Below are 24887 nucleotides of genomic sequence, written 5' to 3'. Positions count from 1 at the left end.
TATATATTCTTAGTACTCAATATTTGATTAGATAATAAGTTTTAACAGTTCATCTTCCCTTGGTATACTGCCAATATCCAATAGTTTTTCGCACATAGCCTCAGTATCCTTCTCATTACCTACTACTGCATTTCTAAGGTCATCTTCATCAAGTACTTGCTTTTGTTTTTTTGCACCCTTTTGTCTACTTTGATCCTCATTTTCAGCAACATATATGTTATCTGACTCTTCAGTTACAGCATCACTTGTAATTTCAATGACAAGCTGTTTACGTAGTGTTGCAATATCTTTATCTGCTTCATTCGACTGAAGAATCTTATTCGAGAGTTCCTGAGCTATATCTGAAGATACTCCGAAATCAATAGCTGTTTGAATGAGTTCATTGTATTTCTCTTCATCTCGCTCTATTTTTTCATCCCGTAACGCCTTCGTTCTGATCTTACCTTGCACATTTACTTTTTCAGCAGACTTTTTTAAATATTCATCAAATATATCCCACTTAGGGTACAAATCATCTATTTTCGTTAAGATATCAGGGTCATTCCGTTTTAAGAGTTTTAGCATAGGCTGGACAAGCTGTAAATGATGTTTCGCAACCGCCTCTAAGAGGCTAAGCGTAATTCTTTCTTTACCGTCCCCATCCTCAATAGCCTGCCACTGGGATAACATATACAATTTTACGGCTATATCAATAATTCCTTGTGAAAGTTCATACATCTTATTACTGAGTTTAGAATTAAGCGTTGTTTTTGTAGCAGTCCATTGGTATTTCCACAGACTCTTCAAAAAAAAGTTCCATTCTTCGCCTTGAACCAAACGGTCCAATATCATATCTCCTTGACCTGTGCTTCTACGAGCTTGGCTAAAACAAGTTGAAAGTAGACTCATCGCCTTGAATGTTCCCATTAATACTACCGGGACACCTATAGTATTAATTAATTGAGTAAAATAATTCAGCACTCTCTCTGCCCCACCGCTTTTCATGGAGCTTAGGTTCTGGACTTCATCAATGACCAACACGCCTATACCGTGCAGTGAAGCAATATGAGCCATTATTGGAATTAACATATCGACAGAAGTACCTTTAGTTTTGTTTGCGAACTTCTGAAAGTAATCGGTACCCAGAATAGAATCTACAGCTTGCAAAAAGTTAAAACACAAGCCCTTCACGGAACCATCAAAGGGACAATTCAGTTTCAGCCATACTATTTGCTTCCGTATGAAAGGTTGCCCTTTATACGTCGAATGATGAATGACTTGTGGATATAATAATAGTGAGCTCTCGATCGACGTCGTTTTCCCCTGACCGCTTACACCTAATATCGTAAACGCTGCAGCAGTAGATCTTACACCGGCAATATTACTCCCTGTCTGATCAACCCCTCCATCAAGTACATCTTTAAAACCGATGTGGAACTGTCTAATATATTCTGGAAAGAAAGGGTTACGAGCTTTATAAGCATGTCGCATTAGCCTTGAGAGTCTTTGTTCCACAAGAAAATGTTGTGGCAATGGCTCAACATAGTCAGAGATTTGTTGTACTAAATGTAATCTTGTTTGTTTTCCTAACTTGCGCTGATCATCCTGGTAATCAGGATATTTCCTAATTTGTAAGGCCACCTCTTCTTCTTCAAAGATCGGCGGCAACGCTTCTATGAATGGATTATCCTTATACGCTGAAATATGCTGTTCGGAATAATGCGCTTCTTCTTGTTTGCCAATAAGACTTGGTGAAAACTGATAAATGGTAGAGAGCTGAGTTTTTTTCTTATCCATGATTTTTATCTCCTTCTGTTTTCAATTTTTCAAGCATACCTAATTTAGATTTGGGCTTGTACACTTCTATTGGAATTACGTTATCAACCGGTTCAGATTCATCATCATGATCCACTTCTCCCAGCTCGAAGGCCTGCTCCTTTCGCAGGTTATCTCTTTCAACTGCCCTGTTTCCCCGAATATTGGATTTACGTTCACTTTTCGTCAGGCTGCTGTCCTCGTTCTCTTCACTTCGTTCCGTTGCTTTTTCTGCTATTGTCTGTAATTTTTTACTCAGAGCTACCTCTGAATTAAGTTCTGGTGTTTTATACAAACTTCTTGACAGCTTTTCTTCATATCTAGCTAATTTAACTTCTTCAAGGCTCATATTATTAAAGCGTGAAGACTTGGATAATAGAGTACATTTAATCATTCCTTTCCCCTGTTCAGTCTTCACGTACACATGATTCATGCATCTTCTATCATAAGCAATTGTCACTTTTGGTGATTTCCCCTTAATAAACCCTCCCTGGAGAATTATCTCATCTGAACCGTAATACATGCCTTCAAAATAAATCCCCTCTCGGTTTACTGTTACTATTGCTTCAGGCAATATATTTAAACGGACAATCTCAGGATCAATGACCTTTAAAAAATGATTATGAGCTACCCCCCAATTCCACAAGTCTCTAGGGACTGGACGAACATTATCCAATGCTTGATCTTTATCCAATGGATAATACTCCATATAGTGGTGATTATTTCTGTGAAGAATCATTTCAATCATCATTGCTGTAAATTCCTTAAGCGTAAGCTTTGCATCCAGCACATAATCAGGTCCTCCACGTTTCTGATACTCCTTTTTCACAGCGCCTGGAGTCCATGGTTGCAGTGTCAGGTTTAACGTGCGAAATTGTTGTTCCACGATTCCTTTTAAATCCGCACGATATGGGGGGGTATTCTTCACTTTTATCCCGAGTGCATTTGCGAGGGAATCGGCACTTTTACTTTCCATTTCTCCTCGATCAGCAAAGAAAATTTCGGGCATATGCTGACATGGCCATTCTTCTTCTGAGATTGTAATATCAAATTGCTTGCAAAATCCAACTTTATCCTCAGCAGTATTTTCTATAGCCATCATTAAACCAAGCCATGAGGGCCCTTCGAAACCAACGTATACTCCCACAGTCATATGGGTGTAAACATCAACTACAATGTAGACAACAGGTCTGCCGATGATTCGATTTGAATCCTCAGAACTGACCAAATATACATCTGCAACCGTTGCATCCACCTCAAAAATCTGGCCTGGCCCAGTTGCTCTTCTTGTTTCAGAACCTAGTAGGGGTCTAAAATCACGATTAAACGTAACTTCTCCTTCACGCTCAATTAATTGTTTCCGTTTAGTATAATTTTTCCGTATGTGATATCTGAATTGGGCAATACTTGGTAGCTCATGCTCTGGTGGTATAACGGGAATTTCATAATTCCCCTTTTTAATAGTACCGACCTGATAATACGTTTTTAGCATTTCGATATACGCAAAGCGGACAGAGTCTCTTCTATTACTCCTCAGATAGACTTTTCTAATAACAGCATCAAATATTTTACGAGTCCCCTCAGTGACTATGACACCTTTTAATTTAGGATCTATAGCAATACTTGTTTCCCTAGGTCTACCCATTTTTCGAGTTGGATTTTTCTTTTTACCTCTTCCTCCACACTTTCTGAATCTTGGCAGTAAAGCATTCACCATCTTGCCACCAGCCCAATAATAACGTAAATACTTATAGTAAAATTTCTTCCCTTTTCCCTCCCCTTTTTTTGTTTTATCTATTTCTCCCTTAATGATTTGATATCGTTCTTTTGGATCGTATATATTGGGCTCCAATTCGACAATTTCTTTGATACAATTCCATGCATTATCTCTGATTGTAATTTCCTTAGAATTCAGCTTTTCATTCGGAACTTTAAATCTCGCATACGGGTCACTTTCACGTTTAATCATAGTGCCGTCCACCAGTTCCTGTTCTAATGATGAAATTAGCTTGAATTCCGGGAGTGCATTTTCTCGGATAATAGAGATTGTTACAGCACAATCCTTTAACTGATCTAGCCACAATACTCTTTCACAATCAACAAGCTTTAATTCAGCGTCTCTCTTATCGAGTAAAGTGTTGATAAAGAGGTTCATATAGTCCCTCCAGTCTCAAGTGACACCAGTACAGGCCTTCCACTTTCCTCAGGGGTATCCGGATTAACTACCCTGACATCCATTAGTGTAGCGTCAAATATCACTGACTGATTTAATTGGTATGCTTTCATCCATTCATCAGACTTAAAATATGATGCTAATGCCTCACTACTAAGATTGTTAACAATATACATCATGATTTAACCTCCAATTTTCAAAATGGTTTATTTGAATTTCTAATCGATTTTGTGTAGGCAAGATACGGCGCTTCATATCAACTTCCCATAACCGATTAGCAATTAGATAGCGCACAGCATGCATGCTTGTTCCCATCGGCAAATCTTTTTTTTGGTCGATGCTTAAAGTAATCTTTGCTAACGGCTTGTTTTCAGTTCTTATACATTCATAAAGTACCGGCTCCAGGTCGTACAACAGGTCATTGTCGAGATAAGAGATCTCTTCCAATGATTTGGACGAATGTAACCATTCAACATTTTTGACTAAGTCATAGTTGATTTGCTTTTCCGTAATCAATCTCCACTCAATGCCTAAATCTTCAAAGTAATACTTCTCAATTTGAAGTTTCTCTAATACCCTTTGATTTAATTTATTTGAAGGCTTGATCGAATGAACGATAAACCCAGCTTCATTTTCTGACCTTACCGTTAACATCATGTCTGTAGTCATTACAATAGGATATTTGGTTTTTGGATCAATTGGGTGTTTTATACCTAATTTTTGCGCAATGAAAAGGGTCTTCTCTACGGAAAGCAATGGATATTGTTCCCTTATATCGATAACACCTCTGGCCCATTCCATTTGATAATGGTGTGCAAGCTCGAAATGCTCTGAGAAGTAATGATGCAAGCGTCCACTCTTCCAACCTGGAACCCTCGTCACAATTCCAAGTGAAGGAAAATCATGAATCGTTAACCAAGGTTTATAATCCTTAAAATGTCCTTGCCCCCTCCCTTCTTTGATCCGCCTTGCAATTGTTGCTGCAGTGGTACGTTGACGTCTTTTGGCCATGAATTATTATCCCCTTATTTAGTTAATTATTAATTAACAATAATAAGAATTAAGGTATTTATATTTGATTTTGATCATAATCGATTATTAATCAACTTGTCAATGATTAAAGTTGATTTTTTGACATCTCCAAACTGATATGATATTTTAGAATTAGGAAGTACTGTTAAGGGGGATTTTTGTGTTAGTACTAGGAGAACGAATTAAAAATATGCGAAATTCAAAAGAGTGGACTCAAGAAGAACTAGCAAATAAAATAGGTACAACTAAACATGTAATTTCTAACTGGGAACGTAGCAAAGCTAATCCCGATCCTAGACAAATAATTGGATTAGCTAACACCTTTGAAGTTTCAAGTGACTACCTACTAGGATTAACTAATTTTCCAGAGCCACACTTCCGAGATCCATTCGGTCAGCTATCAATATTTCCGCAAATAGATTACGCTTTTGTAAAAGGAACTTCATGGGACTTACCAAAATTAATTAATTCTGGAATTCCACTTTTTGTAGAAAATAAAGAAATCAGTTACAAAGATAAGCAGATGCTTAATTCAGTTATTGAAGTTATCATGAAAAGAATGAAAGAAGTCGAGGATGAAATCAAAGATGAACTGCTTATTGATATTCCATTCTCGGGTGAGGATTCTTCTATTCTCTAGAAGCTTTAATTCAAATCAAAAAATCTTCTGTCAAGTCTAATGTTCGTTTACATATATCGCATTTCACCTGGATAACCAATCCTAGCCCCGTAGGAATAAAGGTGTAGGAAAATTTTGCTCCTGTAACATCAACGGGATTACATGAATCCCAGTTTTGAATTTTTCGCTGCATTTCTTCTGTAATTTGAAATATCATCTCTATTCTCCTTTGGATATGGATTCATTATTAAAGATATTTTTGTTCTATAAACTTTTTAATTACATCTTCAATTATTAGCTGTTAATATTTTTATCTGTTTTTAGATATTTTATACTAAAAATAAAAATTCAAATAATTTAAAATAATTAATAACAAAAAAGACCCACATATGATAGGCTAACCACCAGCGGGACTGACCCCATAACGTGAGACAAATCAAAACACCTACAAGAAAATGAAACCCTGTCGTAAGATAGGGAGATAATCTTGGAGGTGTTTTTGCGTTGGCAACGAGAGTGAGTTACCCGGTAGAAATCAAAATGAAAGCCATTGAGATGAGGTTGGCAGGAGTTCCGGTCAGAGAGGTTATGGAGGAGCTAGGGATACGGAATAACACACAGTTAAAGACATGGATGAGGTGGTATCGAAAAGGCGAAGTGCATCGTCTGGAGCAGCCCGTGGGCAAACAGTACAGCTACGGAAAAGGTCCAGAACACTCTACGGAGCTGGAAAGAGTAAAGGCGGAGAATCGTTTCTTAAAGCAGCAACTAGACGTGCTAAAAAAGTACAGGGAACTGGAAAGGAGGTGGAACCGCAAGTCGTTATTACCTGGATCGAGTCCATTCGAGAAGAAGTAACGGTGAAAGAGGCTTGCGCATGGCTTGGGATTGCAAGAGCCACATACTACCGCTGGAAAGCCGCAGTAGAAACCGAGCCTTCAGAGTCTATAGCGGAGAAGATAAGGCAGCTTTGCGTACAGCATAAATTCCGATATGGGTACCGGAAAATCACCGCACTCCTTCGGGCAGAAGAACCCATAAACCACAAACGAGTTCAACAGATTATGCAGCGTGAAGGGCTACAATGCCGTGTAAGGAGGAAGAAACGTAAGGCCCCGGGGCAGCCAGCACATCCAGCAGAAAATCTGCTGAAGCGGCAATTTCATGCAGAGGGGCATCTGCAAAAGCTCGTCACGGACATTACCTATTTACCGTTTGGAGGGAAGATGTTGTATCTCTCGAGCATTCTGGACCTATACAATGGGGAGATTGTAGCTTACAGTATAGCGGACAAGCAAGACACATCTTTAGTGTTGCATACACTGAATCAACTTCCAAAACGGGCAAATATGCTGCTTCATAGCGACCAGGGCAGTGTATATACGTCTCAGATGTACCAGACTGCAGTCAAAGGAAAAGGCATTACCATGAGCATGTCCCGCAAGGGAACGCCCGCCGATAATGCCCCCATCGAATCGTTTCATTCCACCCTAAAGTCTGAAACGTTCTACCTCGAAGATCTCATGTGTACAACGACGGCAATCGTTGAACAGACCGTTCGAGACTACATCACTTACTATAACTCAATTCGGATTCAGGCGAAACTAAATAACCAGTCACCGGTGGATTTCCGGCGACTGGCTGCTTGAACTTGCAGGGTGTTTTGATCCCTGTCTCACGAACGGGGGGCAGTCCCAGCCCCATTATGTGAGTCTTTTTGAATTTCTGTTGGTGGAAAGTATGTTTCTGAACACCACCTAATCATATTCTCTCGCTCTTTCTCATGTATCTTTACTAATTGATTTAAGACAAATATTCTTTGCACTATATCCTCAGCGAAGCGCAATTGGTTCCTATAGTAATTTATCTCCCTTTGATATGGCGATTCCCCCTTTCTTTTATGCGAAGCATAGCCTTTAAGCAGTTGAATGTGTAGCTCATAGATTTGGGAGTAGTTCATTCGGACAAAGAGTCCTCCTTTAAATTGTTTGAATGCATCATTCTCAGAATTCAGAACAATTATACCTTCAACTCCAAATGTACTATCATCCTTTTAGCATTAATATATATTTCGAATTAGCTATCATACGTAATTGTGTTACTCTCCGGTTTAGAGAAGTTTGGTTTCCCAACCTTATATTCGAATTTTATCGGCTTAAAATTAAAAAAACACTAAGCCGAATGCATCGGGAGACTTAGCGTTTTTCACTTTAAATGTTGGCGGAACCCCATAAACTGCTTTATATCAGTAAAAGCCTAATCCGTTACCATCAATGTCTTTTCAGTATAACAGCTTCTTCATATGCTTTGACTTCATCTAACCAGCTTAACCCCACACCCGCAATTTCTGTAGCACATTAGTGATTCCAAACGAGAGAGAAGTGTCCCGCTTTAAATTCTTTTTTATACGCGAGGATTGCTTTTCAAGTATTTCTCAAGCCGGTAACCCAAGCCGTAATCCGGTTGATAGATGCATCAAAGAAGTCGGCAGCGATGGATGTTAGTAGAATCTAACTTATTCAAATGGCCATAATCACCTTGGTTTCGTCATCCAAGCTTACAACGTGGTAGGAATCCCATCGGATTGAACGGGAAACAAGCAATAATATATGATCCGTGAACTCAAAGATGGATGCAAGCTTGGAAGAAACGACTTCGTTCGGATGGTAATGGCCGGTATCAAGCGTCATAATTCGGCTCTCATCACATCCCCCCATGCATAATTCCTGTTAGCCTACAGTAAAGCTTTCAAGACCTATGCCGAAAGCTTAGTTTCATTGCCGTCAACTACATCTATAACGTCTTTAGTTGCCGAGAAAAATTTGATCGAAGCTCTCCTTCAGACATAGTCTTGGGACAAACGTATCGATCAGTATTTCCTTATTTCCACGGTGGGGCCAGTGATTGATAACAAACGCCTTTCCGGTCCATTCGTAGAAATATTGCCGATTCTGCTGCTGCGGATCGCGTGTTCAATCCAGAACTTGTGAAGCTCTTCATCCGCTGCTCCAGTTGAGATTAATTTCGCAGAGAAATATATGATGCGTCCTTTCGCATAAAACAAGCAGGCTAAGCCTCTATGAAGAGCTTAGCCTGCTTGTTTGGATAAAATCAAGCGATTTTTTCTCCCAGCCGCTTCATAATTTTGCTGCAATGCTTGAGCAGGATATATTCCTCTTTAAGGTTCTTTTTGCACAAGCTGTCATAGGCTTCATCGATGGTGACAATTGAGATTCCCGTTTCCGGCTCTAAATTAGCCAGCTTTTTTACGGATTTCTTCAAGCCCATATCCTCGAAGGTGCCAGGGTACTGCACAAAAATGCTGTAGATATCCTGAATCAAGGCCGCTGCATTCGCACAGGCATTTCCGCGATCCTCTTGCGTCTCCAGATGCCATTCCACAAGATCAAAGAGCCGGCCACGGTTCTGTTCAAAATCTGAAATGATTGCTTTTCCTTGACGCTGCAGCTGAAGAACAGAACTTCTTAGCTGCTCTATCGTTTCACCGGGAATTTCCGGTGGCGCCCAGGCTAGAGCAAATCCTTCGATGTCCTTCATCCCCCAGATACCGGTTGAAATTCCATGTTCGCCATCCAATGTGGTGATAAGGTCCATGATATCAGAAGGGATACCCTTCCGATCAGATTTTAACACAAACATCCATTGAGTGATTGCTGGCCAGGTACCCGCTTCTTTGAGTTCGATGAAACCTTCATAATCAGACTTCAATTTGTTTAAGACTTTGGTGACGTTGAAATTTTCAGGGGCATGTACAGCGTAGATCGTTTTATTATCCAGATGGACCGCGTCCGCTTTCAAATCCCCTTTATTCCCACGTGTCTGAGTTTTTTGGAACCGATCGTTGTAAATTTTCTTCATGATTTCGCTGAATATGGTCTCAAATTCGGTTCCGGTCGCATCCTTTAGCTGGTTTAACATTTCTTTCATTGGCATTGGGTTCCCCTCCACTTTAATTTCCTCTTTCGTATGGCTTAATTCTATCATGGTTAGAGGGGAAAACCTTGGACAACTCAGGATGAGTTTTGTCCACTTCACGTTATTGAAGAATCTCTTCAATAGTCATGTTTAATTTGGTTTCAATATGCTCCTTAATAAGCGGGTTCTGTTCAAGGAACATAAGAACGTCTCGATCCCGTTGTCTATATTCTTTCGCGGTGTCACTTTCAAGTTCGTCACCATAATTCATGTGTTTTTCCCCAGTAACTATCTTATAGTCTTTTATGTATTCGGCTAATTCAGTAGTTTGTAGGGTAATTGTTACGATTGAGTGGGCGAAATCTTTTTCTAGTTTTTTTCTGAACTCTGACAGAAGATATACCTGTTGCGAATAAAGCATAGGGTTAGTGTTAGCGAAAAGCGCATCAATTAACGCATGCATCTGATGGCATTCTAATAAGGCGGAATAACTCAAATTGCGGTTCAAATCAACCATGTAAAAATCTCGATCTGTATCGCTGATCTTACCGTTCATATGCTGGTACATATTATTCATAAAGCCGGAAAGATCCTCAAAGGTCGCTGGGTTGAGATCCGTTATTTCATCGGTATAAAGGAGCTTGTACAAAAATCCATTCTTATCAATCGATTCTGTCAGGATCCCTTTAACAAACACGGATTCAGTTTGGCTCAAATAAATCGCGTTTTTTTCATCTTTAAGAAAGGTGATATCTATATTGAATGATTGGATAAATTGTTTGAATCTCCTTTCGACAGTCTTGTAAGAAAGCAAAACTTCGCCACATTCCGACTTGTTGAAGTATTCCTTTTCAATCTCTTTTGCTATGGCATGGAGAGACATTCTTGACACAACGGATCCTCCTCATTTTAAGGTGGTTGTACATTGTGATTATGATATCACGACCAGCATTATCATTTTCCTTTCTTTTATTACAAATTAGAATCGAAATGTATGCGAGTTTAACAGTCACTGATACCGCTGTTGATATCGTTCCAAATGGAGCACTAAAAAATAATAAACGAAAATGGCCCCATTGGGGAGCCTATAAAATCCAGATAGTCCTAGGGTTCTTTATAGCAGCAGCACGAACAGCCAGCCTAATATGCGTGCAATATAAGGAATTAGATGCCGCAGAGTCTTTCCCCCGGCTAAAGTTGCGTTAAACTGCCCTTTAGTTGAATGGCGACGGATTCTAAAGCTGATCCGTCGCCATTACAAACTAAAAGTAACGTCGATAAAGTTCCCTCCGACGTTCGCCTCGGAGTTGTGCGTAGATTTGAGTGGTCGATGCCTTCTCATGACCGAGCATTCCTTGAATGAAATCTAATGGAGCACCATTATCAAGGAGCTGGCAAGCATAAGTATGTCGAAAGCGATGCGGATACACGTTCACTTGAAGTTCTCCCCGATCTGCAAGCCGTTTTATTGCCTACCTAATCGTAGGGATAGCCATTCGTTTGGTTGGATGCGTATCGGTAACAAATAAGGCTTTGCAGGAATCCGCACGGCTGGACAAGTACTTTTTAACCATACTTTGCACTCTGTCGTAAAATAAATTTCTCTTTGCTTCGACCCCTTGCCATTAACGATTGCTGAGCAGTTCTCCCAGTTTATATCTTCGGCATTAATCTTTTCTACCTCCCCAATCCGGCAGCCGGTGCTGTAGAGAAACTCGAGCAGTGCTCTTTCCCTGAGTGACTGACATGAGATTTTTAAGTGTATGACGTCTTCCTCAATCAAAAACTTAGGAATGCGCTTATCTAATTTGGGTTCTCTCAATTTTAGAGAAGGGTTTGAAGTCCGATAAGTCTCTTCATAAGCATAGCGAAAAAGTGAACGAACAAAACGAATTCGATGGCCAAGACTGTTTGGCTTCAAACGAACTGCTTGTTTTGCCAAGTATTCCTTCAGTGTGGTTAACGTCACCTCTGTGACATCGAGATTGCCTAGCTCCAGCACTAACATCTTGTGCTGTAAAGCGTATGCTTTTAATGTTTTTGGACTGAATCTTTAATGCGTTTGTCAGCCTCATACAAACTCCACAACTCATTTAAGTTCATAACAAAACCTCCCTTTAGAAACTATTAAATCTAGTTTGCTTCTAAAGAGAGGTTTTAATCGCCTGCTGTATCAAACTAGTGTTCCCCGTCAGCGCTACTTTTTATATGGTCGTGGAGTTAATTCAGGTTTCTCTTTTCTCCACCATTGTGACTCATGTCCAAAATAAATAATACACGCCCAGTCTTTCGGATGCTCATGATATCTTAAATCATAATTCTCGGATTCGATATCATCATTCCAGTTGACTCCTTCCCACATATCATTTATCCTGTCGACAGCCCCTTCCTCCGAGATACCAAACTCCTCAATCATGTAGCAGACTATTTCCAAACAGAAACTTTCTGATTCTTGGGTTGTCTTAAAATAAAATCGAACCAACGCATATCTCTCCCCAAAGTGACGTTGCCATCAAGTCGTGGTGCTCTCGTTTCCCTTTAGGTTAATGCACCTTTAGAAGAAGTATTGCTTCATGCTTATAATTCTCGAGATCATTTTCTTCATTCAACCAGGTAACTTCCTCCGGTCTTAGCTGATAAAAACGAGCAACAGCTTCTTTACCATCAGGTTCACAAGTAACTACAATATTAAATTCTTCCCCTGCGAAGTTACGACGGAGTGTCTTTTCCCATACGTCAATTAATTCTAATGCTATAGAGAGGTTCTCCAAGTGCAAGTGGTTTATCGATGTCTCGCAGTCTGTACGGTCTGAGTAAGTTGTTTTATCGAAACTACTCGGTAAATCTCTTGCAAAACAACTAATTAAAATACAGCCATCCCATTCAACAAAATGGGCGTATTCATCATTATTACTAGCCCCTGAAGGTTTGGTTTTAAGCAATAGTGTAGACATCGCTTCATTAGTTATCATGGTAACCTCCAAGGTAATTGAATGAATAAATGTATTGAACTCCCTCAGTACGATTCAGTTTTCTCACGAATGCTCACTTATTCGCAGGATTTCACCCTTTTCGGATTTACCGAAAGATTGTTAGAGCAACCCGGTTGAGAACCAGGACAACATGAAGGCGTGAGGAAATAGAGGGGGATGCTGAAACCCCATATCCTTCCATATACTGCACGCTTCTCCACGCCGCCCCTGGAGGTTTTCACTCCCATGTCTCAACGGGTCATTGCCCTCTCATTCCTTCGTTACGCCTTTCCAAGGGTGGAGGCCGGTCATGCTAACGTTACGGGTCGGTGCCCTTTGGTTCAATATATCCGGTACTCCGTGCTTTCTTTTGAAATCCCGCGAATAAGCCAAAATTCGTACGACGAAACGGTGAGAAATCGCTTAAGCTGCTAGCTGAAGTGGCATCGTTTTATGTGGATTGTAGGCTTCACTGCTGCGAGCCATCCCCACGAGAATGCGAGCTAGTTTACCGCACAGTTTCATTAGTGACCTCATTTTCTTCATCTTTTTTACCTGAACATTGTACGCATGTATCGCCTTGAATTCCGGATTATTCGCGGTTAAGCTCAGGGTCATCATGAAGATGAAACGTCGGAGGCGAGATCGTCCGCGTTTACTAATCTTCATCTGTCCGGTCCATTTGCCCGAGCTTGCTTCCGCAAGGTTGAGGCCAGCATGACGCAGCAAAGCATTGCCATGTACAAAGCCGCTTAAATCCCCAGCCTCTCCAAGAATACCAGCTAGTGAGATTGCATTAATCCCTTTTACAGCAAGCATCGACTTAGCAAAAGGTATACGGTCTAAAACTGCTATAATCTCTGCCTCCACGACTCGCAGTTGCTCACAAGCGAGATCATATTCTGCGAGAAGCTGCATTAAATGGAGCTTGTACGCATGCGTTGCCTGCTTAGAGCCAACAGAATGGCTAGCAAGAGCGATTAGGGCTTGAGCCTTTTTGTCCCCAGGTTGCCGTTGCATAATGGATTTCCAGCCCCTTACCACGTCTTGAGGTGTTAACTTACTCAGTTCATCAGGCGTCGAGAAAAGACGTAGTGTCGCCAATGAGCCTTTGCACATCATATTCTTAAATACTTGCCTCAGCTCGGGGAACACGACGTCAACCCAACGATGAATCTGGTTCTTTGCACTAACGAGTCTCGTTACGACGGAGTCTCGATTGGAGAGAAAGACACGAAGCTCTTCAAAGGCTTCAGGTGTGTTGCGAATGAATGAGTAGTAGCCGTTCTTCACCATGTCTGCGATGACGAGAGCATCCTTTTTGTCGCTCTTCGATGGCGTATTGTCGCGGTTTTCCTTGTTCTTTTTCACGAGATGAGGATTAACAAGAACAACTTCAAACTGCTTCTCAGATAGCCATTTGGAGACGCTTAACCAGTAATGCCCCGTTGGTTCCATACCGATGATTGCGGAGTCTAGGTTATGGGTTGATTGCAACGATTGGATCCAGCGATGAAGGATCTGAAACCCTTCTTCGTCATTTGAGAAAGATAGTGGATTGCCAACGACGATCCCGCGGAAATTCACCGCACGAGCGACGTGAGTTAGCTGTGCGATGTCGATTCCGACGACGAGATGCTGAGGGGTGATTTTTTCAATGAGTTGATTTTGTTTGTCCTGGGCTTTAAACTTCATAGTAGAGCGTCCTCCTGGATGATGGGATTTTAAGGGCTATGACCCGTTGCGTACTCCCATCGTACCGAGGCGCTTTTCTTTTTGCAAAGCTCGTAATTAACGCTCTACAGGAATGCTAACGTGTCCCGTTAGTTTAATCCACCGATTTACAAATATGCCTTCGCTTTGTCGGTACTTCGGTCGCATGGAGACGCTCGTGTATTATTACGAAAAATATGCAGATGAAAAATCCTATCTAGAAATAATTAATCGACTATATTCTTTTATCCCAAAGTGTTCTTCTATTAAATCGTCTAGGTGAATATTGTTATTACCCTTAATATAATATTCAATTCTTTTGTCTGTATCTAATGTAGTATCTAAATAATGATATTGATATTTCACTTCATTTATTACAACAGCCTTGTGAGAATTTCTAACATATGAAACTTGATTTGTGTCAAACAAAACCAGATTAAATCCATCATTAACTGAACTTGAGAACTTTACACCATCGAATCCAAGTAATATAAGAGCATCAGCGATTACTTGTGTAAAATCATAATTCTTATCAGGGTTAGGTAAAGATAGTCTTTCTTGTATTGATTTTAAAATAACATACTCATCAATAGCATTATCACTTTCCGTAAAATCATAAAAATCCAAAGTGTGAAAATCTGCAATACGGAGCCTGTCCAGCTCTTTTGTGATTTCAAATTCACCAATCGAAATATAATGCTTTTTGTTAGGCTTAACTTCAGCAATAGCTGTATCTATATTGGATGCTAGGTATATATAAGATGTTTTTTGTCTATTTAGTCTACCTTCTGATGCGATTACTGGACATGGTGCAGCAATAGATCGATTCTTGTATGGAATTGCAATTTCATCATAATTATCAGTGAAAGTAGAGAATTCATCTGCCAGAATATATTCAACACCGATTCTTGCACGAAAATATTTTTTGTCAGTTAATGTTTTATCTATTATTTTTAAATTCTTTAGTTTTTTTAGATGAGTAGCTAATCTTGTCGCTACAATATAAGGATTGATTTTAAGTATAGCAGATTCTAATTCCATAATTACTTCGCAGGTATCATTTTTTATAGATGAAATAAAAGCATCCATCCGTCCGCCACCAAAGTATAGTGATACATCGCTGTCAAAATCATCAATATGACCATCAATTGATTCCAATGCATAAGAAAATTTATCATTATCATTTTTCCCGTTATATACAAAACAGAAAATAGGGTTTTCTCTTGAAAATAAGGAAACCCAATGCATATACCCACCCCAGTGGCTATTATATTTTGTCTCTGAATAATGATAGCGGATTACTGCTTTTAGAAAGGTTTGAAAACGTTTGTTTTCAACACTTAATGTATGACTACTTGCCCTGCCACACATGTCGCATACACTTTTAAATCCTAATTCGGTAAATAGTCTTTTTAAATTTGTATCCCTAATACAATCAACGCACAAAATGTAGCTCATTATTTCCCTCACTTCATAATAGAATGAATTAAATGTTACCTTCTTCGTCTTTAGGAGAAACTGCATTATAATCTAACCATATATTTCGAGATATAATTGTCACTATCCTGCCCGTTAGCTTAATGAAGGAATTGTCGGTCTGATGTTTTATTTTCTCTGTCTTGAACTTTATTTTCTCCCTACAGTAGGGAGCACATTATTTTTCAAACAGTACGTCTATCTTAAGATTGAGGCATCAGGACAGCAAGATATTGGGGGGAACTACGGGAATAAAAAAATCAAGGTTGTCTATTGGGCACTAGTAACTGGTAGGCATATGTATCAGGAATTCGATCTTAATCTTTTCTTCAGTTCTATTATCTCAAAAATTTCATTCCTATCGTATTCATTGAGTTCTCTATAACCCTTAACCAATTTTTTTACATCCTGATCTTCGTATATAACTCCATTTTCCATATCCAAACCAGTTAACAACCAGTTTAAATTAACATTATATTTAACCTTAATCGCTATTAATGTTTCAGCTGAAGGATTGCTATTTCCCATTTCTATTTCGCTTAAATTCCCTTGAGAAATCCCTATATTCCTTGCAAACTGAGATTGGTTTAAATTCATTTCTTTTCGGATAGATTTAATTCTATAGCCAATATCACTCATCTTTTCACCACCACTCTTGAAATTCTTGATTCACCTTCTAAAAAAGAGAGTAGCCTGAATATTTCTTCAGGCTACTCCTAGATGTAATATCATTACATAGCGGTTCCACAGTTTTATCACTGGTTCCACACTTTTGTCATTGGTTCCATTGTTTTATTACTGGTTCCACTGTTTTATTTCACTGGACATCACCATGACGCCAATTCCCTCATTTATTCAACAGTAACACTCTTAGCCAAGTTTCTTGGCTTATCAACATCATGACCCAGAGCCAATGAGGCGTAGTACGCCAGCAACTGCAGCGACACTACGGACAGTGCAGAGGTCAGCAGCGGCAGGGTCTGAGGAATCACGAACACCTGGTCAACGGATCTGAGCAGATCGTTTTTGTGTTCTTCATGAGTGATGGCCAGGACATGTGCGCCGCGGGCCTTCACTTCTTTGATGTTGCTGACAGTCTTCTCAAGTACGGATTCCTGGGTTGCCAGGGCAATGACAGGAACGCCTTCTTCGATCAGCGCCAGTGTACCATGCTTCAGTTCACCCGCAGCATAAGCTTCGGAGTGAATGTAGGAGATTTCTTTCAGCTTCAGCGATCCTTCTTGGGCGACTGCGTAATCTACGCCGCGGCCGATGAAGAAGAGGTGCTTATGCTCAGCGATTTGCTCGGCGTAAGCTTTAATCGCGTCTTTCTGAGCCAGGATTACTTCTACTTGCTCCGGCAGGGACTGCATAGCTGCGAGAATCTTAGCCACTTCCGGTTCAGACTGCGTGCCGCGTACTTCAGCCAGGTACAGACCCAGCAAAGTGAAAGCGATCAGCTGGGAAGTGTATGCTTTGGTTGATGCTACAGCGATTTCCGGACCAGCCAGTGTTACCAGTACACTGTTAGCTTCCCGGGCAATAGAGCTGCCTACCACGTTAGTGATTGCCAGAACATGGGCTCCGTTGGCTTGCCCTTCACGAAGAGCGGCCAGTGTATCTGCAGTTTCACCGGATTGGCTGACTACGATAACCAGTGTTTCCGGAGTCACGATTGGCGCACGGTAACGGTATTCGGAAGCAATGTCATTCTCTACCGGAATACGCACCAGGGACTCAATCAGGTTACGTCCTACGAGACCTGCGTTATAAGCAGTACCGCAAGCGACGATCTGAATGTTGCGGATGTTCTTAATTTGTTCTTCAGTCAGGTTAAGCTCAGGCAAAATGACTTTGTTGCCTGCAGCATTCATGCGTCCGCGCATTGTATCGCGGTAAGCCTTTGGCTGCTCGTGGATTTCTTTCAGCATGAAGTGCTCATAACCGCCTTTTTCTGCGGTAACAGCATCCCAATCGACAGTAATCATTTCCCGAGAAATAAAGTTGCCTTCAATCGTCATGAGTTCGACAGCATCCCGTGTCAATACAGCCATTTCGCCGTCGTTCAGAATATATACGTTGCGGGTATATTCCAGCAGAGCAGGAATATCAGACCCGATAAAGTTCTCGCCTTCTCCAAGACCGATAATCAGCGGGCTGGCCTGACGTACAGCTACCAGTTTATCCGGTTCATATTCAGTCAGAACACCCAGCGCGAACGCACCGCGCATATAAGTGATCGCTTTTTGCACAGCCTTCACGATATCCCCATTGTATTCACGCGCAATCAGATGGGAGATAACTTCGGTATCTGTTTCGGAAGAGAAATTAGCTCCTCCAGCAATCAGTTCTTCCTTGAGATCCAGATAGTTCTCAACAATCCCGTTATGAACTACGGAGAATTTGTGGGTGTTATCTGTGTGCGGATGAGAGTTCTCATCGGATGGCTTGCCGTGTGTTGCCCAGCGGGTGTGGCCAATTCCTGCGCTTCCTGTCAGCGGAGTTGCTTCGAGACGGGATTCCAGGTTCGCCATACGGCCCTGTGCTTTTACAACCTGCAGACCTTCCTTAGTGAATACGGCAATACCTGCGGAATCATACCCGCGATACTCCAGCTTCTTCAAACCCTCGACCAAGATCCCCTGCGAATTCTGATTACCAATATATCCTACAATACCACACATTATATTTTCCTCCGTCCAATTTTTCGTAGTAAGGGCGGCCATGAGGAAAGAAACGTGCCGTGCGGCATGTTTTGAAGAAAAGCAAATATGTTGTTGTCATTTACAGATCAACAAAATAACCTGTCACTTGCATCTATAGTCACGAAAATGCACAGTCTTCTCCTCTGCCGTGGCAGAACCATCTGCGTTTCCTGCATGCGCATACCCATGATTTGTACATTTCAATTGGCACCCACAGGAGCGTTGTGTGAGAGGTCGCCCTCGCATTTTCCGCTTCCATTTACGGCTCTGGTGCATCACCGGGAGGTCCCCGCCGAACATTTCGAACACCTCCACCTCGTCAGCTTACATCTGCCGTGATCCGTTCAGGCCGTTCTGCCCTTAATGGCAGCTTCCAGTCTTCCCTTCTCCCCCGCGCAAGATCAAGCTCTGGCGCTTGCATTGCTCCAACCTTACTATCCCCGCTTTCCTTCTGGAATGACACTTAGTCTATTATATGCACCTTACATCGTTTTGGCAATGATGCGGCAAAGAAAACCTTTTTCATCCATTTCAATTGAAAACATCGTCCACATTAAAGGTTCAGCCGGTGAACGAATATTACTCCTCCGTCCCACCGGCTGCCCATTTTGCTTTATTAGTGTAATTACACCAGCTCGCGCTGCACCACTTCAACAATCTGTCCTACAAAAAGATCAAGCTCAGCCTTATCCGGTCCTTCCGCCATTACACGGATCAGCGGCTCGGTTCCCGAAGGACGCACCAATACACGCCCGTTGTCGCCTAGCTTGCCTTCCACTTCTATGATCGCAGCTTCAATTGCCGGATTGTTCGGATAATTGGTTTTGTCCTGCACACGCACATTTACCAGTACCTGCGGATATTTGGTCATCATGGACTTCAGTGTGCTAAGCTTTTTGCCGGAACTCTTCATGGTATTGACCAGTTGAATCGCCGTCAGAATACCGTCACCTGTCGTATTGTAGTCCAGGAAGATTACATGGCCGGATTGTTCTCCGCCCAGGTTATAACCGCCACGGCGCATTTCTTCCATGACATACCGGTCGCCGACAGCAGTCTTCGCCGTATTCAGCGATAATTTCTCTGTCGCTTTGTAGAATCCGATATTGCTCATTACTGTAGATACAATTGTACCGTCTTTCAGCTTCCCTGCACGATTCATGGCATCCCCGCAAATGCAGAGGATAAAGTCACCGTCAACCTCATCGCCGTTCTCATCGATAGCAATCAGGCGGTCGGCATCGCCGTCAAATGCGAGTCCCAGGTCCGCCCCGTGACGCAGTACTTCCGCACGCAGGGTCTCCGGATGCGTGGAACCGAATCCATCATTAATGTTAAGCCCGTCCGGCTCTGCACCGATGGAGATTACTTCGGCTCCCAGCTCTCTGAACAGCCGTGGTGCCAGCTCATAAGCAGCGCCGTGCGCACAGTCCAGTACTACCTTAATGCCCTTGAAGTTCTGGTCGATCGTCGTTTTCAAATATTCCAGATACAGATATTTGGCATCATTATCTACCTGGAGCGTACCGAGACCCGATCCGACCGGACGCGGCAGCTCATCCTGCTCGGCATCCATCAGTTCTTCAATACGCAGCTCTGTTTCATCAGTCAATTTGAAGCCGTCTCCGCCAAAAAACTTAATCCCGTTATCTTCCACGGGGTTATGCGAAGCTGAAATCATGACGCCGGCATCCGCCTTGAGCAATCTTGTAATATAAGCAACCGCAGGTGTAGATACTACACCCAGGCGGACTACATCCGCACCAATGGACAATAACCCGGCAATCAGTGCCGATTCCAGGAGCGGACCAGAAATCCGTGTATCCATCCCAATTACGACCTTAGGCTTTTCCACATTTCCTGCCAGTACATATCCACCGCAGCGTCCAATGCTGTAGGCCATCTCCGCTGTTAATTCACGGTTTGCGACACCGCGTACGCCATCTGTTCCGAAATACTTACCCATCTTTTTTCTCCTTCTAATACGCTGCTTCAGCTTAATAAATTATAGTATGATTGATTCTTTATTCCGTGTATATGAGATGCCTAATAAATAGACGTGTTCTTGAACAAAAAGTTACGTCCCCCCCGTACTTCCGGCGTTATTCCCGCCTGCTGCCGGTGTAGCCGTGTTCTCCGCAGGAGTGTGTGACAGAGTCGGGGTCGGCTCTGCAGACTCGTCAGTATGGGTAGGAGACGGCTCTAAGGGCGTCTCCTCAACGGCAGCCGGCTCAGCACTGGGCTCCGTAGTAGGAACTGCCGTGCTGTTGTCAGCACCGGCAGAAGGCTCCGGTGTAGCTGGAGCCAGCAGTTCTACCTTTGCAGTAAGCTGCGGACCGTCATTCTGCAGTGCTATGAACCGGGGAAGGGAGATTTGCAGCGGAATATCATGAATTCCAGCCGTAAGCCCGCCCACATCAGCAACCACACTGACATTATCCTGGTCCAGCTGGTCCAGAAGGGTGGGCGCACCCGATACCGTCAGATCCATGGAGGTGCTCACAGGATCTAATATAAGGGCCGTCAGCCCGGTAGCTACACCCTCCAGCTTTATAGGCACAGCGGAGATCGTCCGCTGGGCGATCTCCGCTGTTGAGACCGATACATTCATGGCCGCCGGTTCGATCTTACCGGTCCCTTCTGGCGGCTTCAGCTCCAGCTTCAGCTGTTCTGTACCGGCAGCTGTAATGGAGCTTAGATTAAGAACCGCCTCATAGGAGGATAGGTTCTGCAATGTCTCCGCACTGCCATATACAGTCACCATATCCTGTTCAGGCGTAACCCGGGACAGGACCAGTGAACCGGGCAGACTGCCGGTATAGCTGATATCCAGCGGCAGTGTTTTGGATGGAAGCGTAATAGGCAGTTCTACACCTACTGTTGAAGGTTCGATCATAGCATCCTTCAGCTCGTTTCCTTCACTGTCATAAGCATAGAGCTTCAGCTTCTTCTCACTGAACGGCTCATTCTCGCCATCCAGCTCAATATCCCCCTGTACCTTCGCTACCCGTCCGAGTTCACTGGCCGGAAGGGTCACCTCTGCCGATACCGGGTCAACCACCGGAGCCCCCACCTGATAACCTGCTGCAGGCTCCCCCGTGATATTCAGGGTTACCGGAAAAGACTTGGTCGTCCGCAGCTCAATATGCACATTCACCTGATTCGGCACCATATCATCCAAGGTTACACCACTCGGCGTCGAATACATTAAGGGAAGCGTATTGTCGCCGGGTTTCACATCACTAAGATCCAGCCACACCCGGTAGGCATCGGAGAACTTGTAGGTAAGATCGGACCTCTTGCCCCTTACCTCCATCCTTACGCTATCTACATCCTTGGTCAGTACATAAGCATCACTGTCGAAGCCTTCAATCTCCACTTTGACATTCTCGATCGTCTTCGATTCGGTATTAACCGTAGTCTGATTCGCCGGTGCCGTATCTACATGTACAATGGTCCAGAGAATAATACTGAGGGCAAGCGCAAGAATTTTGTTGAAGTTATTATTCTTCATCCATTTATCCATTGTTCTTAGTCCCCCTCCATTTCCAGAAAGCGGAACCTTTATCCTTCAGGAGTGAGCTTGCACTCAGCTCTTGATGCAGCTTCGAGATCAGCGACTCTTCCTTAATATCCCGGACGATTTGTCCGTTGATGGCCAGAGAGATCTGTCCGGTCTCCTCGGAGACGACAACAGATACGGAGTCTGCCACTTCACTAATACCGATGGCGGCACGATGCCTTGTTCCGAGCTCCTTGCTGATGAATGGATTCTCTGACAATGGCAGGTAACAGGCGGCCGCAGCAATCTGGCTCCCCTGCATAATCAGCGCCCCGTCGTGCAGCGGTGTATTGGGAATGAAGATATTAATCAGCAGCTCAGAGCTGACTTCCGAACGCATGGCGATCCCGGATTCCGTATATTCATTAAGCCCTGTGGCCCGTTCAAATACGATTAATGCCCCGATTTTGCGCACAGCTAAATAATTCACAGCTTTTATAACTTCCCCAATTAATTTACTGATCTCTTCATCATTCTCGGCAGTCCGCCCGAAGAATTTCCCCCGGCCGAGCTGTTCCAGCCCCCTGCGCAGTTCCGGCTGAAAAATAATAAAGATCGCAAATACCCCAAACGTAAACATCTGGTTCATCAGCCATTTGAGCGTGTACAAATCCAATAGGGTACTGCCCCCCCAGATTACAACCAGGACCAGAATTCCCTTCAGGAGCTGAACGGCCCGCGTACCGCGCACCATATTCAGTACTTTGTAGATGATGTAGCTGACAATCAGAATATCAATTATATCTTTAATGGACTCTTTCCATGTAAGGTCGGTAAAATAGCTCATGGCCGAAAACCCCCGTCATTTCAAAATTAGCTGGGTTTATGTAAATTGTATGTTAGCACTTTATCATATCTAGGTTATAACGTTCTGCCTCCGGTTGCAAGTTTAGGGCTGAAGCAAATTGCAAAACTGGTGTTTTCAGGCAACAAAAATGCGCCATCTTTCCGGAAAAAGAGGCGCAAATGAGTTTTCTGCTACAAGCGACCAACATTAGCTATCGGTAGGCAACTTCAGAGAACATGTTCGTCACTTTATACCAGAGCCAGCTTACCGCTTGGTCTATGCTTTTGACTTGCCCGGAAATATGGGCGGTTGAAGCCTGATACAGCGAGCCGTCGATCACCGTCACATTGCCGTTGACTTCCCCATAAACTTGAGTTTTACCGTTCTCCACCGTCAGATTGCCGGAAATGACTTTGCCGGAAGGTACGATAACCGTATCCCCTTGGATAACAACCTGATCGAGGTCAGTCCCTCTGACTACAAGCTGTCTATCCTGATTCCAAAAGGTTACAGAGCTCATCAGCATCACGAAGATAAACACAGAGGCTGCCGTAAGCGCCGGATGTCGTTTGATCCAGGTGATAAAAGCTCTTTCCTTCTTGGGTTTCGGTAATGAATTCATAATCCGGCCTACAAGATCCTCCGAGGCAACAGGGGTCTGGTGCATCAGGGAAAACATCAGCATATCGGTCTGTTCCAGTTCCTTGAACTTCGCACGGCAATCCGTACAGGATAGAAGATGCTCCTTCAATTCCCTCTGCTGCAGTTCGGGCAAGTCGTCATCCAGGTAGTCGTGCATCATAGAGACGGCCAGTTTGCATTCCATAGGAGCCAATCCTTTCATGAGTGCTTATTTAATTCTTTCAAGACATAGGAGCAGGACGCATAAGACTTGCTTAACTTACATACGTCACTGCCATGCAGGAGTTTCATAAAAAATAATCTATTTTTACAATTTAGGGCCTAATTTTTTACGTAAAAACTCACGTCCTCGATGCACACGGGTCTTGATCGTCGTCACAGGCATATCCAGCACATCACTGATTTCCTGAAGCGATAAATCCTGCAGATAGCGCAGTATCATCACCGATCTGTATTTCACGGGCAGACTGTCGATGGCTTCATAGATGAGGCCCTGAGTCTCTGAGAGCAGCAGTTCTGTCTCCGGTGTCACATTATCGCTCGGAATCATCGAATACCCGTCAATTCCCTCTTGATCGTTCATCTCGGCATCTAATGAATACGTTGGGCGCCGCTTGCGCAGCCGGTCAATACAAAGGTTCGTACCGATACGGTAGATCCACGTTGAGAACTTCTGTTTATCATCATAACGGTCCAAATTCCGGTACACGCGCAAAAACGTTTCCTGAACAATATCTTCCGCCTCATGGCGGTTATTCAGCATACGGTAAGCCAAATGATATATTTTGTCTTTATATAGTTCCACAAGCTCGGCAAATGCCCTTTGGTCGCCCTTCAAGGCGAGCTTTGTCAATCTGCCTTCCAGATTCTCCACCTGTTAACTCCCCCAGACTTGCCGCCCTTGGTATCTCAGTTTCCGAAAATCCACGGTACAAGCATATAAATCGTAATTCAAGTTCTTGCAAAAATCAAGGTTTGTATTGTTACCTTCTATATATATTGTACTCTGAAAAGCGGACGGGGGGCTGATTAGTCGCGGACTGCTCGAAACATTTGGACTTCCGGTCGCTGTTATTGGCAGATTTCCTGATTGGAACCGCAATTTGCGGTCGAAATCTGCCAATAAAGGCGAACGCTGCCGCTCCTCCAGTTCCAAATTTCCGCTCCGCCGTCTCCATCAGCCAGGGGGGACCTCTTTTTTGTTGCCCAAAGTATATCTCAGGCAACAATGGGGTGTGCATGGGTTCGGCCGGGTCAATGACTCCCGGCCTCACTTAGAAAGATAAAAACCCCGTCCATCCTCCGGGTAAGAGGGCGGACGGGGTTTCCTGAAGCAGATTCCCTGGCTTCAGACACAAACAAACCTTTTAAAGCGGCTTCGCCGACTTTAAGATCAAGATCAGCTAGATCAAGATCGTAAAAGTAAGATCAAAAGCGCAAACCCTTTAAAGCAAAGCGGCTTCACCGACTTTAAGA

21 protein-coding genes and 1 pseudogene are annotated in these 24887 nt (G+C 43.0%); 2 read left to right on the top strand and 20 right to left on the bottom strand.

Features of this window, described 5'->3' with window-relative positions:
- Positions 1 to 27 precede the first annotated feature (27 nt).
- From MKZ24_RS08505 to MKZ24_RS08490, 4 genes are read right to left on the bottom strand one after another with little or no spacing between them, the layout of a single operon-like run.
- Positions 28 to 1776, bottom strand: coding sequence for an ATP-binding protein (locus MKZ24_RS08505; protein WP_340782074.1), 1749 nt, complete (start codon positions 1774 to 1776; stop codon positions 28 to 30).
- Positions 1769 to 3949 carry a Mu transposase C-terminal domain-containing protein gene (locus MKZ24_RS08500; RefSeq protein ID WP_340782070.1) on the bottom strand — a complete coding sequence of 727 codons (2181 nt, stop codon included), beginning with the start codon at positions 3947 to 3949 and terminating at the stop codon, positions 1769 to 1771. The genes MKZ24_RS08505 and MKZ24_RS08500 overlap by 8 nt, the downstream gene beginning before the upstream one ends.
- Positions 3946 to 4146 (bottom strand): hypothetical protein, encoded by a 201-nt coding sequence (locus MKZ24_RS08495; protein WP_340782068.1) that lies wholly within the window; start codon positions 4144 to 4146, stop codon positions 3946 to 3948. Before MKZ24_RS08495 ends, MKZ24_RS08500 begins: the two co-directional genes overlap by 4 nt.
- Entirely contained in the window at positions 4130 to 4978 is an 849-nt protein-coding gene (locus MKZ24_RS08490; RefSeq protein ID WP_340782066.1) for a TnsA endonuclease N-terminal domain-containing protein, read from the bottom strand. Before MKZ24_RS08490 ends, MKZ24_RS08495 begins: the two co-directional genes overlap by 17 nt.
- 181 nt (positions 4979 to 5159) lie before the next feature.
- Between MKZ24_RS08490 and MKZ24_RS08485 the strand changes: the two genes are divergently transcribed.
- Positions 5160 to 5639 carry a helix-turn-helix domain-containing protein gene (locus tag MKZ24_RS08485; RefSeq protein ID WP_340782063.1) on the top strand — a complete coding sequence of 160 codons (480 nt, stop codon included), beginning with the start codon at positions 5160 to 5162 and terminating at the stop codon, positions 5637 to 5639.
- A 10-nt stretch (positions 5640 to 5649) separates the two neighbouring features.
- Here the strand turns inward: MKZ24_RS08485 and MKZ24_RS08480 are convergent, their stop codons facing one another.
- Positions 5650 to 5835 (bottom strand): hypothetical protein, encoded by a 186-nt coding sequence (locus MKZ24_RS08480; protein ID WP_340782060.1) that lies wholly within the window; start codon positions 5833 to 5835, stop codon positions 5650 to 5652.
- A 287-nt stretch (positions 5836 to 6122) separates the two neighbouring features.
- On the opposite strand from MKZ24_RS08480, the gene MKZ24_RS08475 reads away from it, so the two are divergent.
- Positions 6123 to 7267, top strand: a protein-coding gene (locus MKZ24_RS08475) for an IS3 family transposase (RefSeq protein ID WP_156123389.1) whose coding sequence is annotated in 2 segments (ribosomal slippage) — positions 6123 to 6396 and positions 6396 to 7267 — 1146 coding nt in all. Because the reading frame shifts where the segments join, the coding sequence is not laid out codon by codon here.
- 774 nt (positions 7268 to 8041) lie between these two features.
- On the opposite strand, the pseudogene MKZ24_RS08470 reads toward MKZ24_RS08475, so the two are convergent.
- The 15 genes and pseudogenes from MKZ24_RS08470 to sigW all read right to left on the bottom strand — a co-directional run bounded on the left by MKZ24_RS08470 (position 8042) and on the right by sigW (position 24285).
- Positions 8042 to 8335: pseudogene (locus MKZ24_RS08470) on the bottom strand (L-rhamnose isomerase).
- 394 nt (positions 8336 to 8729) lie between these two features.
- A complete protein-coding gene (locus tag MKZ24_RS08465) occupies positions 8730 to 9572 on the bottom strand; it encodes a hypothetical protein (protein ID WP_036696257.1) in 843 nt (280 codons plus the stop codon).
- A 103-nt stretch (positions 9573 to 9675) separates the two neighbouring features.
- Positions 9676 to 10446 carry a hypothetical protein gene (locus MKZ24_RS08460; protein WP_340782056.1) on the bottom strand — a complete coding sequence of 257 codons (771 nt, stop codon included), beginning with the start codon at positions 10444 to 10446 and terminating at the stop codon, positions 9676 to 9678.
- A 370-nt stretch (positions 10447 to 10816) separates the two neighbouring features.
- The gene (locus MKZ24_RS08455) at positions 10817 to 10984 is read right to left on the bottom strand and encodes a tyrosine-type recombinase/integrase (RefSeq protein WP_327196387.1); all 168 of its coding nucleotides are present in this window, start codon (positions 10982 to 10984) and stop codon (positions 10817 to 10819) included.
- Positions 10985 to 11019: 35 nt separating this feature from the next.
- Entirely contained in the window at positions 11020 to 11496 is a 477-nt protein-coding gene (locus MKZ24_RS08450) for a tyrosine-type recombinase/integrase (RefSeq protein ID WP_327196386.1), read from the bottom strand.
- Positions 11497 to 12097: 601 nt separating this feature from the next.
- On the bottom strand, positions 12098 to 12526 hold the full coding sequence (locus MKZ24_RS08445; RefSeq protein WP_036696254.1) for a hypothetical protein: 429 nt from the start codon (positions 12524 to 12526) through the stop codon (positions 12098 to 12100).
- A gap of 423 nt (positions 12527 to 12949) precedes the next feature.
- Entirely contained in the window at positions 12950 to 14221 is a 1272-nt protein-coding gene (locus MKZ24_RS08440; protein WP_340782051.1) for an IS110 family transposase, read from the bottom strand.
- Positions 14222 to 14452: 231 nt separating this feature from the next.
- Complete coding sequence (locus MKZ24_RS08435; RefSeq protein ID WP_340782049.1) at positions 14453 to 15697, bottom strand: RES family NAD+ phosphorylase; 1245 nt, start codon at positions 15695 to 15697, stop codon at positions 14453 to 14455.
- Between the two features lie 321 nt (positions 15698 to 16018).
- Positions 16019 to 16354, bottom strand: coding sequence for a helix-turn-helix domain-containing protein (locus MKZ24_RS08430; RefSeq protein WP_036696250.1), 336 nt, complete (start codon positions 16352 to 16354; stop codon positions 16019 to 16021).
- A 212-nt stretch (positions 16355 to 16566) separates the two neighbouring features.
- A complete protein-coding gene (glmS, locus tag MKZ24_RS08425; RefSeq protein ID WP_042239882.1) occupies positions 16567 to 18399 on the bottom strand; it encodes a glutamine--fructose-6-phosphate transaminase (isomerizing) in 1833 nt (610 codons plus the stop codon).
- Between the two features lie 646 nt (positions 18400 to 19045).
- A complete protein-coding gene (glmM, locus tag MKZ24_RS08420; RefSeq protein WP_042239885.1) occupies positions 19046 to 20386 on the bottom strand; it encodes a phosphoglucosamine mutase in 1341 nt (446 codons plus the stop codon).
- A gap of 111 nt (positions 20387 to 20497) precedes the next feature.
- Positions 20498 to 21946: a CdaR family protein gene (locus tag MKZ24_RS08415; protein WP_052416755.1), complete on the bottom strand. Its 1449-nt coding sequence runs from the start codon at positions 21944 to 21946 to the stop codon at positions 20498 to 20500.
- A complete protein-coding gene (gene cdaA / locus MKZ24_RS08410) occupies positions 21939 to 22769 on the bottom strand; it encodes a diadenylate cyclase CdaA (protein WP_042239887.1) in 831 nt (276 codons plus the stop codon). The genes MKZ24_RS08415 and cdaA overlap by 8 nt, the downstream gene beginning before the upstream one ends.
- 211 nt (positions 22770 to 22980) lie before the next feature.
- Positions 22981 to 23595 carry a zf-HC2 domain-containing protein gene (locus MKZ24_RS08405; RefSeq protein ID WP_042239889.1) on the bottom strand — a complete coding sequence of 205 codons (615 nt, stop codon included), beginning with the start codon at positions 23593 to 23595 and terminating at the stop codon, positions 22981 to 22983.
- Positions 23596 to 23718: 123 nt separating this feature from the next.
- Entirely contained in the window at positions 23719 to 24285 is a 567-nt protein-coding gene (sigW, locus tag MKZ24_RS08400) for an RNA polymerase sigma factor SigW (RefSeq protein ID WP_042239892.1), read from the bottom strand.
- Positions 24286 to 24887: the final 602 nt, after the last annotated feature.

The organism is Paenibacillus sp. FSL R7-0297, from assembly GCF_038009025.1.
Lineage (GTDB): Bacteria > Bacillota > Bacilli > Paenibacillales > Paenibacillaceae > Paenibacillus_AQ.
The sequence above is the reverse complement of the archived record's forward strand: the minus strand, read 5'-3'. Positions and strand labels throughout refer to the sequence as shown.

What these genes read in the sequence shown, in the direction of transcription:
- MKZ24_RS08465 (WP_036696257.1), bottom strand. Translation starts at nt 9,572, where the DNA reads ATGCCAATGAAAGAAATGTTAAACCAGCTAAAGGATGCGACCGGAACC.
- MKZ24_RS08500 (WP_340782070.1), bottom strand. Translation starts at nt 3,949, where the DNA reads ATGAACCTCTTTATCAACACTTTACTCGATAAGAGAGACGCTGAATTA.
- MKZ24_RS08405 (WP_042239889.1), bottom strand. Translation starts at nt 23,595, where the DNA reads ATGGAATGCAAACTGGCCGTCTCTATGATGCACGACTACCTGGATGAC.
- glmM (WP_042239885.1), bottom strand. Translation starts at nt 20,386, where the DNA reads ATGGGTAAGTATTTCGGAACAGATGGCGTACGCGGTGTCGCAAACCGT.
- MKZ24_RS08480 (WP_340782060.1), bottom strand. Translation starts at nt 5,835, where the DNA reads ATGATATTTCAAATTACAGAAGAAATGCAGCGAAAAATTCAAAACTGG.
- MKZ24_RS08430 (WP_036696250.1), bottom strand. Translation starts at nt 16,354, where the DNA reads ATGAGTGATATTGGCTATAGAATTAAATCTATCCGAAAAGAAATGAAT.
- cdaA (WP_042239887.1), bottom strand. Translation starts at nt 22,769, where the DNA reads ATGAGCTATTTTACCGACCTTACATGGAAAGAGTCCATTAAAGATATA.
- MKZ24_RS08415 (WP_052416755.1), bottom strand. Translation starts at nt 21,946, where the DNA reads ATGGATAAATGGATGAAGAATAATAACTTCAACAAAATTCTTGCGCTT.
- MKZ24_RS08445 (WP_036696254.1), bottom strand. Translation starts at nt 12,526, where the DNA reads ATGATAACTAATGAAGCGATGTCTACACTATTGCTTAAAACCAAACCT.
- MKZ24_RS08490 (WP_340782066.1), bottom strand. Translation starts at nt 4,978, where the DNA reads ATGGCCAAAAGACGTCAACGTACCACTGCAGCAACAATTGCAAGGCGG.
- MKZ24_RS08495 (WP_340782068.1), bottom strand. Translation starts at nt 4,146, where the DNA reads ATGATGTATATTGTTAACAATCTTAGTAGTGAGGCATTAGCATCATAT.
- MKZ24_RS08505 (WP_340782074.1), bottom strand. Translation starts at nt 1,776, where the DNA reads ATGGATAAGAAAAAAACTCAGCTCTCTACCATTTATCAGTTTTCACCA.
- MKZ24_RS08440 (WP_340782051.1), bottom strand. Translation starts at nt 14,221, where the DNA reads ATGAAGTTTAAAGCCCAGGACAAACAAAATCAACTCATTGAAAAAATC.
- MKZ24_RS08435 (WP_340782049.1), bottom strand. Translation starts at nt 15,697, where the DNA reads ATGAGCTACATTTTGTGCGTTGATTGTATTAGGGATACAAATTTAAAA.
- glmS (WP_042239882.1), bottom strand. Translation starts at nt 18,399, where the DNA reads ATGTGTGGTATTGTAGGATATATTGGTAATCAGAATTCGCAGGGGATC.